This is a genomic window from Moorena sp. SIO3A2, assembly GCF_010672265.1.
GTDB lineage: Bacteria > Cyanobacteriota > Cyanobacteriia > Cyanobacteriales > Coleofasciculaceae > Moorena > Moorena producens.
Window position 1 is genome coordinate 1 of sequence record NZ_JAAHHC010000101.1, and the last position, 9,988, is coordinate 9,988.

Sequence of the window (9,988 nt, forward strand, 5' to 3'; positions counted from 1 at the left end):
TGGTATGACAGCATGATTGAAAGATCTTGATCGGAAAAGTAGGACAGTTCCATATTGAGCTCACTTTGATAGTTTACGCGAGTTTCTGGCTGCCCTAATTTTCTCTGATCACAATGAATTAGCCCTGCCCCTAGGGCGTGTCTTCAAACTCCGAGTACCCCCGTTTCCCTTAAAAAAGGGGGACTTTGAGTATGGCTCCCCCCTTAATAAGGGGGGCTGGGGGGGATCTAATATCTTGCGGAAAACTTTGAAAACACGCCCTAGCCCCCCAATTCTGGGCGAGCAATCCCTCGCTCGGGGGACCCACGGGGGCTTTAACAAAACCAGATGATCGCGCATTCATTCCTTAATTCAGCAACGCCGCTTATTTTATTCAAAAGCACCGATTGCGCTACTTGAGGTGCTGCGCAAACAGTAGCGTGTGCTTGGGCATAAACTGTTCGGTGTAGCGTGGCCACAGACCCAAAGCACCTCAAGTAGCACCATCTGTAGCGCATAAGCACCTCAAGTAGCACCATCTGTAGCGCTTAAGCTGAATGCTTACTTCTGTGAAGAATTAAAAAACGCCCGATCGCTTTCTTGCCCCAGTATTTCCTGACCAATGGAGGCCAAAACGCGATCGCAATTATCATGGAGAGTATAGAAGGATAAATCGCGATAAATCCGTTCCAAAGGACTGGGTTGAATCATAGCACGAGCGCCACACATGCGAGTACAGTGTTCCAAAGTCTCCAGTGCCAATTTTTCTGACAAATAACGAAAGCGGTTACCAGCTTCTTTGGCCTGCTGGTGTTGACCTGTTTCCCACAACAAAGCCACTTTTCGTAGCCACAAGTCCATGGTTTCAATGTTCATGGTTGATTTAGCAATCCGATGCTGCACATAAGCATCCTGTTCTCTGCCTTGCTTTTTGATATGAGCGTGGGCATAACCATAAGCCCCTTCTGCCGCCCCCAAAAATGCCGCTCCATACTGAGGAGTAAAGCGAGTTTGCCACTCTTCAAGCAAGTATTGCCCTGGATAGCCAATCAGATTTTCTTTAGGAATAAAGGTGTGATCGAATTGTACGCGATAACTTACACTTCCCCGCATTCCAATCGGTTTCCACCAGGTTGAATCAAAGCTTACACTTGGGTCTGATAAATCACAGGCTAACATCAACACGGAATTCGCTGGTCCATCGTGATGACGAACAGCTCCTGTTCCGGCAGTACTCACAAACAATATCGCCCATTGTAGCCCATCCGCTCCTGTGGCAAAGACCTTGCAACCATCAACAATATAGCCCCCCTCTACAACCTTAACTGTTGTCCCAATACCACTGGTTTGCCCAGGGACTTTAGAAAGAGGTTCGCCACTCCAACCCGCCCATTTTTCCCCTCGTTGCACAATCCCTTCAAACCAACGTTGCTTTTGAGCTTCATTAGCGTTGGCAGTCAATAATACTTGTATATTAGTATGGCCTTCCCAGCAACGGGTGAAAGCTAAATCTACCTTTGCTAATTCTCGTGTCATCATCCAGAGGGTGAGGATATCACTGCTGTGACCTAAGCCTAAACCACCATACTTAATCGGTACAGCTGGGGCATGAAGACCTGCATCAAACAGAGTCTCAAAGTTTTCTGCTGGGAAGCTTGCTGTCTGGTCGTATTGAGCCGCCCTAGGGGCAAACTCTTCCTGAGTGAGCTGGCTTAAATGATCCAGGAGGGCTTGTGGATCATAGACTTGCCGATCTAAGAGAACAGGAGTTTGCACAGTTTATTGAGTAGATGTTTTTGTTCCTCGTTAATTGTAGCGGCTGGCAAACAGTAAAGGATCAACTACCAAATAACTTTATTTTTGCGGGGTAATTCTAGCTATTTTGTATAAAGTTTACTTGACAAAACAGACGTTCAATGTATCAGGAATTTAACTACAGCAATTTTCAATGGGGTGAGGTTTTTAGGGAGCAGGGAACAGGGAACAGGTAAGAAGTAAGAAGTAAGAAGGAAAAAATACTGTGTATCTGATAGTTATGAAGAACGCTGTATCAGCTAAATGATGCTAATTGTTAGATCATGTCCGGATAATTAGTTATCAAAAACCATTACCGATAAAACCTTACTTCTGCCTTCTGCCTTCTGCCAGCCCCCCTTATTAAGGGCTGATAAGGGTAGGTTTTTTACATTAGGGTAAAACATGGGGCGACCCAGAGGGAGAGGAAAAGGAAAACAACGAATAAATGATGATTTTTAACGACAAATTAAGTACATTGTCTTGATGCAATAGCGAGTGGTTTGAATTTACCGTAAGATCGGGTCGCCTTATTAAAAAATATTTAACCCTTTTCTGCATAACCTGCTAACTATAAAGGCGACCCTATCTAAGGTTTTGTCTCCGGGGGAAACCACGGCAATAGCGAGTGGGGAGGGGCTGTGTGCGGAACCTGCGTCCGCACCGCTGTTTGCCCCGTGGAGACCCCCAAGACCGTAATGGTGCGTTTGACCCGTAATTAAATTCGCCACGGGTCGCACCTCTGCCTCCCCAAGACCGCGCTGGATCGCTTTCTTATCCCCCACACCCGGTCACCCCACGCCCGCTCACCCCACACCTGAGGTCTTTGTAAAAAACCTACCCTTATGAGGGGGGGATTCCCAGCTGTTTGACCCACTCGGTGGAATTGGGGTCTTGGTAGAACAGGCATCTTGCCTGTGTACTATTTTGGTAGAACAGGCATCTTGCCTGTGTACTATTTTGGTAGAACAGGCATCTTGCCTGTGGACAAGATTTTGGTAGAACAGGCATCTTGCCTGTGATCAATATTTTCCTCACAGCATCGAAGCCTATTCTACACAACTACTCCCGATTCCCGATTCCCGATTCCCGATTCCCTATGTCACAGGCAAGATGCCTGTGCTACACCACTACTCCGTGATCCAAAAAAAGTAGAAACTTGGCATCAGGCATCAGCAGTTTCAGGACCTGCACATAGCCCTTGGCATCAGCAGGGTTGTCGAACCGAGCAAAAACGACTGGTGGCATTGGTGGCAATAGGCGCACCACTACCCATGGGTATAGGTGTTGAGTATGGGACATATTATTAAGTTATCTCCTGTAAGGGGAACCCAGAGCCAGCCTGCAGCCTGCGAAAACTCTAAGGCTGGCTCTTCCCGTGGATTTTTTTGTCCACACTTTTAGTTTAACACAAAAAATAGCAAATTATAGCATATTTTAAAAAGTTTTGTAACAAATTCTTTTTGAGGGAGCAGGGAGCAGGGAGCAGGGAGTGTGGTAAGTGTGGTAAGTGTGGTGAGTGTCCCCCCCTTGTTAAGGGGGGTTAGGGGGGATCTCCAGTTGGGGTTTAGCTGGGAAATTAGCGATCGCATAATCAATACAGTGGTGCGTTACGGGCAGCAACCTAACCGCGAACAGGCAGAAAATCAGGGCTAGCCCGTCCCTAACCCACCCTACGCAACTGCATCGCTGAAAGCCCCGTGGAAAGTGGGGATCCCCCCTAACCCCCCTTAATAAGGGGGGGACAAACCCTTAATAAGGGGGGGACAAACCGTTGCTGATCTGACTCCCCATCTCCCCACACTTCCCACACTTCACTCCCGACTCCATCGGTGCGCTTGACCCGTAATTAAATTCGCCACGGGTCGCACCGCTCCCGACTCCCGATTCCCGATTCCCTCGGTGCGCTTTCCGTAGGCGAATTTAATTCGCCACGGGTCGCACCGCTCCCGATTCCCGATTCCCTTATTTAGCAGAAATAGAAAATTACTACTATAAAGACTTGATGAATTTATCCGAATACTAGTGACATAAAAAAAAACTCATGGCATCAATGAATAAGGTGATTTTTTGACGGCAAGGAAAGAGCATGAATGGCAAGGCTCTTTCCTTTTTATAGGGGATATTACGTGAGAAATTGTAATGAAGCGATCGCTTCATTACAATTAATATTATCCTTCCCAAATATAAATAATGCTAAACCGATAATTTATTCATGTTTATGAAGCAAAAATATATTTATATATTATATTATAGCATCGGTTAATCTTTACTAGTTTATCTTACATTTGGCCATGAATCTGGAAAATAAATCCGGATATCTGGAGGTAAGTAGGTATTTATTTATTGGTAGATCATTAGATAAGCATTCAGCGTCGTGCTATCCAATATATGCTATCAGCTATTAATGATAAGTTCAACAGCAATCTTGCTATGACCTGCTAAGCTATCAGCTATCAGCTAATGCGCTACAGATGGTGCTACTTGAGGTGCTATCAGCCAATAGCGTCAGCCATTCGCGTAGCGTGGCCTTTTGGCCAAGGCTGACGGCTGAGGACTGACGGCTGAATGCTTAATGGACTTACTCTCTTGATTTAAAACGCTATCAGCTATCAGCTGACCGCTGAGCACTGATGGCTGATAGCTAATAGCTGTTGGCGTAGCCTGCGCGTAGCGCATATGCTTAGGATTATTGTCAATGTTAAGTGCCCACAGCCTTAGCAACTGAGGAGTTTTGTAAGACAAAATATTATGCCGAGATTTGAATTTGATGACCCCCGCTTTACTCTAAATACTTTTCAAGTTAGTGATAATAACGCTGCTTCAAATAATAAACTGATCGATTTACCTGACGGTAATAGCACTGGCACTGCTACTACAACCTTTGATTTGCCCAGTGGCACTTACCAGGTCATCCTGAAAGTTGCTGATGAGACAGACGGGAATAGCACAGTCGGTGTCACCATTGGTAATCAGACATTTTCATTCACTCTCGATGATCCCAATCCTAATGCTGGTATTTTTCCTGATGCTGATGCGTTCAAGGATCTGACCGTTAGCAATAGCATATTTATTCCCGAGGGGACTCAAATCACCATTAGTGGGGAAAGTGACGATGATGAACGTATTCGACTTGATTATATTGACTTCAACCTACTTAATGAAGCTCCTGTTCCAGTAGATGACACTGCTACTACTGATCAAAGTACCGAAGTTATCATTGATGTCCTAGGTAATGACTCTGATCCTGAAGGGGATCCCCTGACTGTAAACATTGAAGCGCAGCAATTTAATGGTACAGCAGTAGTCAATCAAGATAACACCATTACCTACACTCCTAATGATGGTTTCACTGGGACTGATACCTTCACCTACCAGGTCAGTGATGGCATCAATCCTGGGGTCACAGCTACGGTTACCGTTGATGTCCCTAATAAACCTCCAGTAGCGGAAGACGATACTGCAAGCACTGATTTAAACACTGCAGTTACTATCGATGTCCTAGCTAATGACGTTGATCCTGAGGGAGATCCCCTGACTGTAACCCTTGACCAGCAGGGCGGTAATGGCACAGCAGTAGTCAATGACGTTGATGGCACCATTACCTATACTCCTGTTGATGGTTTCACTGGCACTGATACCTTCACTTATCAGCTTAGTGATGGCATCAATCCTCCGGTCAAAGCTACGGTTAGTGTTAATGTTAATCAACCTCCAGTAGCAGACAACGATACTGCTACCACTACTTCAAACACTGCAGTTAATATCAATGTCCTAGGTAATGACACTGATGCTGATGGGGATGGGCTGACTGTAACCATTGAACCGCAGGAATTTAATGGCACAGCAGTAGTCAATGACGTTGATGGCACCATTACCTATACGCCAAATGCGGACTTCACTGGGGCTGATAGCTTCACCTACCAGGTCAGTGATGGCACTAATCCTCCAGTCACAGCTACGGTTAACGTTGAGGTAACTAATCCTAATCAACCTCCAGTACCGGTAGACGATACTGCTACCACTACTTCAAACACCGCAGTTACCATTGATGTCCTAGGTAATGACACTGATGCTGATGGGGATGGGCTGACTGTAACCATTGAACCGCAGGAATTTAATGGCACAGCAGTAGTCAATGACGTTGATGGCACCATTACCTATACGCCAAATGCGGACTTCACTGGGGCTGATAGCTTCACCTACCAGGTCAGTGATGGCACTAATGCTACGGTCACAGCTACCGTTAACGTTAATGTCACTAATAATCAATCTCCAGTAGCGACAAACAATAACAATACTGCTACCACTGAGCCAAACACTCAAGTTACCATTGATGTTCTAGCTAACTACTCTGATCCTGATGGCGATCCGCTAAGTTTTGCAATTGTCACGGAGCCAACCAACGGTACGGCAGCAGTCAATGATAATGGCACTCCGGATAATCCGACAGATGACTTTATTATCTATACGCCAAATGCGGACTTCACTGGCACTGATAGCTTGACTTTTGAGGTAAGCGATGGCAGTGGCGGTACTAGCACAGGCACTGTTAACATCACCATTGAAGAGAGTGGTCCGGTATCCTCGACTCTGACTCAGAATGCCAATAATACCTTCACCATTACCGGCGACACTGCTGGACAATCCCAACTCCAATTCACTCTTACAGGTCGCGAGGCTGGTGAGGTCAGTGAAATTGGAGTATTTGCTGTTGATAGTGCCGAAGGTACAATCAATGGCATTGCCCCTGGTCAGAGTGGTTATGTACAAGCTGCTCTATCTCAGGCTAAGACAATTTTCTCTGTTCTCCCTGACGGTTTAGGTACTGCTCAAGCCACCCGCACCATCGACAGTTTTGACGTCAACGATAACCTGGTATTCTACGTAATCCAAGGTGGCTCTAAAGATGGGGTGCTAGGGGGACAGGATCCTACCTCCAACGTATTCTTCAGTGGTGCTTCATTTAATAGCGATGGTCAGAACCATGTACAGGTAACTGACAATGGCAATGGTCAGTTAACCTTGGGCTTTGAAGATGGCAATGACGGAGACTTCAATGATGCAACTGTGATTGTCTCAGACGGTTCAGGTTCGACTCCGCCAGTGGGAACAGGCACTACCCAGATTCAAGGGCAACGGGAACTGCTGGATTTGACCGATGTGACTGGTACAGTTACTGGTAGTCTTGTGGTCAACAGTGAAGCTTCTTTCAATAATACCATTGGCTGGTATCGGATTGATGATGAAAGTGGCACAGTTAACGGTATCAATGTTGGTAATGCTGGTTATGCACAAGCTGCACTATCCAATCAGGTAGACTTAAGTGCTGGAGTATCCGGTGGGGTACTACTGGCTCCATTCCTGATTTCGGATGGTACAGTAGCGGAGTTCCTAGCTGATAATCCTTCTAATGCAGATCAAGAGGATTCCGACCTGAATGCCTTCTTTGCTTTCGTGGGGGCTAACCCAGATGGAGTTGACCACGTTCGCCTGCTAGGGGATAACACCTTTGGTTTCGAGGATCTGTTTGGTGGTGGTGACCAAGACTACAACGATGTGGTAGTACAGGTTAACTTAAGTGTTGCCTAAGCACACTGCGGACGCTTTTTCCTAGTAGTAGGGTGCGTTAATAACGCACCTTACAATTACTCTAGATTTTGGACTAAAGCTATCAGCGTGTCGCGTATCAGCTAATGCGCTACAGGCACGCTACTGTTCGCGCAGCGTGCCTGTAGCGCAATCGGTGCTTTTGAATAAAAGAGGTAAGCAAAAGTTTAATCTGAGTTATAGCACTACGCATTCAGATGTTTGACATTGTCTTGATGCAATAGCGAGTGGGGGAAACCACGGCAGTCGCTCATGGGGGGAACCCCCAAGACCGCGCTGCCTCCCCAAGACCGTAATGGTGCGTTTGACCTTGGCGAATTAAATTCGCCACGGGTCGCACCTCTGCATCGCTCCTAAACTCCGAAACGTAAGTAATCGCTTACTTCTGACTTGCGGACTTGCGGACTTGCGGACTTGCGCGTAGCGCTATAAGTCTGCTCACCGCTGACCCCTGACCGCTGACCGCTGACCGCTGAATGCTTACCTCAAGCAAATATACCCTACAAGCCTCAGTATCAGCTGAGGTTTTTTTTTGTTTCATCGAATATTTTCACTGGTAAAATTAAAAATCGAATAGCACTATAGCAATCCCATCCCATCTACCATCCTATATATATGAACTCCTATCGTCGATTTAACCTAACCTTGGCAGCAGTTACCTTTCCCAGTTTATTTGGGTTTGGCTTATTGAACGCTGCTGTTGACCCTTACGGAGTCATAAATAGCCCAGAGTTACCCGGTCTAAATCAGTTAAAACCTGAACAATTTAACCATGTCAGACTATTCAAGGCTATAGATGTTATTCGTAATGAACCCAAAATCGTTTTGTTAGGTTCATCACGAACTGACCTGGGACTTAACCCAAACCACCCAGGACTGAAACCAGGAAACTCCGGATACAATTTGGCACTAGTTGGTCCAAATATGTATGAAGTTAAACGTTATTTTGACCATGCTATAACTAATCAACCGGATTTAAAAACCGTTGTGATTGGTATTGATTTTTTCATGTTCAATGACTTGAAAACTAATGCTCCAGATTTTAAGGAAAGTCTTCTTAATCAAGAAACTATTCCCCTGCAAGAGTTGATTAATTCGACCCTATCCCTAAACGCGCTGAATGCTACCAAATCAACCGTAAGTTCTAGTATCAAGTCAAAGGCTTACTATCTTTATGATGCCCATGGTATGCGTTTTGTTTATAACAATAAGCCCGATCAACCTTCACTAGGAAGGTTTAAGGACACGCTCAAGGGCTTAATGACAAGTGATGGATATTATAAAGAGTATCGACTTTCCGATAGTTTTTTGGATGATCTTCAAGACATTGTTGATACCTGTAAGGAAAAAGGGATAGAGCTAAAAGTATTTATATCACCATCCCATGCTACTCAATGGGAAAGTCTTAGGGTTACTGGACTTTGGCCAGTGTTTGAAGAATGGAAACGTCGGTTAGTGGAGATTACACCATTGTGGGATTTTTCTGGTTATAACAGCATTACCACAGAATCGATTAGGGAAGGGATGAAAAACTATTGGGATAGCTCTCATTATCGCGAGGAAGTAGGTGATCTAATCCTGAATCGCCTGTTCAGTTATCAAGTTCAGACTGTTCCAGAGGATTTTGGTGTTCTAATTACACCAGCAAATATTGAATCCCACCTCGGTAAAGTTAGGAATGAGCGGGAGTCATGGGCAGAGACTAATGGTGATCTAGTCAAGTTAGTGGAAGATTTAAACCAAAAATCTGAGATAGCGAGTAAGTAATTTTCCTATACTTAGTGTGGTTTGGTAAGAAGTAGGGTGGGCAAAAACCTTTTGGTTAAAATCATTCTTCTAGATCAGATAACTTTGCCCACCCTACTATCAGGCAAAAACCTTTTGGTTAAAATCATTCTTCTAGATCAGATAACTTTGCCCACCCTACTATCAGGCAAAAACCTTTTGGTTAAAATCATTCTTCTAGATCAGATAACTTTGCCCACCCTACTATCAGGCAAAAACCTTTTGGTTAAAATCAGTCTTCTCGATCAGATAACTTTGCCCAGCCTACTATCAGGCAAAAACCTTTTGGTTAAAATCATTCTTCTAGATCAGATAACTTTGCCCACCCTACTATCAGGCAAAAACCTTTTGGTTAAAATCAGTCTTCTCGATCAGATAACTTTGCCCACCCTACTTTAATTGGTATTTTTTTTACACCCAAGTCCCTAAGCTGAATGCTTACCCGAAAGATTCAAGAGCTTCCCCTGGGCTGATTCTACAATGGCGTCTCGGATGAAGGCACTTGCTTGGATAATCTCTATTCCAATTAAGTCTCCTGCTTCATTGAGTTCGGCCGTAATGTTAGGACTAATCTCGACACTACCTGCTTCTGGTTCATCAGACAGGGTAAGGTGAAGGATATCCTCTTGTTCAAAGTATGTCATCTTGGCATTATTCATTAATTGTAAATCTCCCAGTTCTTAAGCGGAATCGTATAGTTATTTTAAATAAGGAGGAGACACTAAGAAGCACAATATTCACGAATTACTTCATCCAGAGAAGTGTCTATAGAAGTATACATTCTGGCTCTCTTTAAAGCACTAAAATCATGCTCTATATC

General features: G+C 44.8%; 9 protein-coding genes and 1 pseudogene. 4 read left to right on the forward strand and 6 right to left on the reverse strand.

From position 1 onward, the window contains the following. Positions 1-540: 540 nt before the first annotated feature. Both F6K64_RS37460 and F6K64_RS37465 read right to left on the reverse strand, forming a co-directional pair. Entirely contained in the window at positions 541-1,755 is a 1,215-nt protein-coding gene (locus tag F6K64_RS37460; RefSeq protein ID WP_008187099.1) for an acyl-CoA dehydrogenase family protein, read from the reverse strand. 551 nt (positions 1,756-2,306) lie between these two features. Beyond that, positions 2,307-2,504: a hypothetical protein gene (locus F6K64_RS37465; RefSeq protein ID WP_131827059.1), complete on the reverse strand. Its 198-nt coding sequence runs from the start codon at positions 2,502-2,504 to the stop codon at positions 2,307-2,309. Between the two features lie 287 nt (positions 2,505-2,791). Here F6K64_RS37465 and F6K64_RS37470 point away from each other — a divergent pair, with 287 nt between their 5' ends. Beyond that, a complete protein-coding gene (locus F6K64_RS37470) occupies positions 2,792-2,914 on the forward strand; it encodes a hypothetical protein (RefSeq protein ID WP_287263928.1) in 123 nt (40 codons plus the stop codon). On the opposite strand, the gene F6K64_RS37475 is transcribed toward F6K64_RS37470, so the two are convergent. Continuing rightward, positions 2,896-3,075 carry a hypothetical protein gene (locus tag F6K64_RS37475; protein ID WP_008187095.1) on the reverse strand — a complete coding sequence of 60 codons (180 nt, stop codon included), beginning with the start codon at positions 3,073-3,075 and terminating at the stop codon, positions 2,896-2,898. The two genes, F6K64_RS37470 and F6K64_RS37475, sit on opposite strands and share 19 nt — an antisense overlap. Positions 3,076-3,267: 192 nt before the next feature. Here F6K64_RS37475 and F6K64_RS37480 point away from each other — a divergent pair, with 192 nt between their 5' ends. Next, positions 3,268-3,429 (forward strand): hypothetical protein, encoded by a 162-nt coding sequence (locus F6K64_RS37480; RefSeq protein ID WP_287263925.1) that lies wholly within the window; start codon positions 3,268-3,270, stop codon positions 3,427-3,429. Positions 3,430-4,281: 852 nt separating this feature from the next. Here the strand turns inward: F6K64_RS37480 and F6K64_RS37485 are convergent. Further along, a complete protein-coding gene (locus tag F6K64_RS37485; protein WP_131827060.1) occupies positions 4,282-4,518 on the reverse strand; it encodes a hypothetical protein in 237 nt (78 codons plus the stop codon). A gap of 6 nt (positions 4,519-4,524) precedes the next feature. Here F6K64_RS37485 and F6K64_RS37490 point away from each other — a divergent pair, with 6 nt between their 5' ends. Together F6K64_RS37490 and F6K64_RS37495 are read left to right on the forward strand one after the other, a co-directional pair. Then, positions 4,525-7,365 carry an Ig-like domain-containing protein gene (locus F6K64_RS37490; RefSeq protein WP_008187092.1) on the forward strand — a complete coding sequence of 947 codons (2,841 nt, stop codon included), beginning with the start codon at positions 4,525-4,527 and terminating at the stop codon, positions 7,363-7,365. A gap of 633 nt (positions 7,366-7,998) precedes the next feature. Then, complete coding sequence (locus F6K64_RS37495; protein ID WP_008187090.1) at positions 7,999-9,150, forward strand: hypothetical protein; 1,152 nt, start codon at positions 7,999-8,001, stop codon at positions 9,148-9,150. Positions 9,151-9,593: 443 nt separating this feature from the next. Here the strand turns inward: F6K64_RS37495 and F6K64_RS37500 are convergent, their stop codons facing one another. Both F6K64_RS37500 and F6K64_RS37505 read right to left on the reverse strand, forming a co-directional pair. Beyond that, on the reverse strand, positions 9,594-9,827 hold the full coding sequence (locus F6K64_RS37500) for a DUF2283 domain-containing protein (RefSeq protein WP_008187086.1): 234 nt from the start codon (positions 9,825-9,827) through the stop codon (positions 9,594-9,596). 62 nt (positions 9,828-9,889) lie between these two features. Continuing rightward, positions 9,890-9,988 (reverse strand): annotated as a pseudogene (locus F6K64_RS37505) (IS630 family transposase); the annotation flags it as partial.

Bases quoted from the DNA above. Each gene is read 5' to 3' on its own strand.
- F6K64_RS37475 (WP_008187095.1), bottom strand. From the start codon at position 3,075: ATGTCCCATACTCAACACCTATACCCATGGGTAGTGGTGCGCCTATTG.
- F6K64_RS37490 (WP_008187092.1), top strand. From the start codon at position 4,525: ATGCCGAGATTTGAATTTGATGACCCCCGCTTTACTCTAAATACTTTT.
- F6K64_RS37495 (WP_008187090.1), top strand. From the start codon at position 7,999: ATGAACTCCTATCGTCGATTTAACCTAACCTTGGCAGCAGTTACCTTT.
- F6K64_RS37500 (WP_008187086.1), bottom strand. From the start codon at position 9,827: ATGAATAATGCCAAGATGACATACTTTGAACAAGAGGATATCCTTCAC.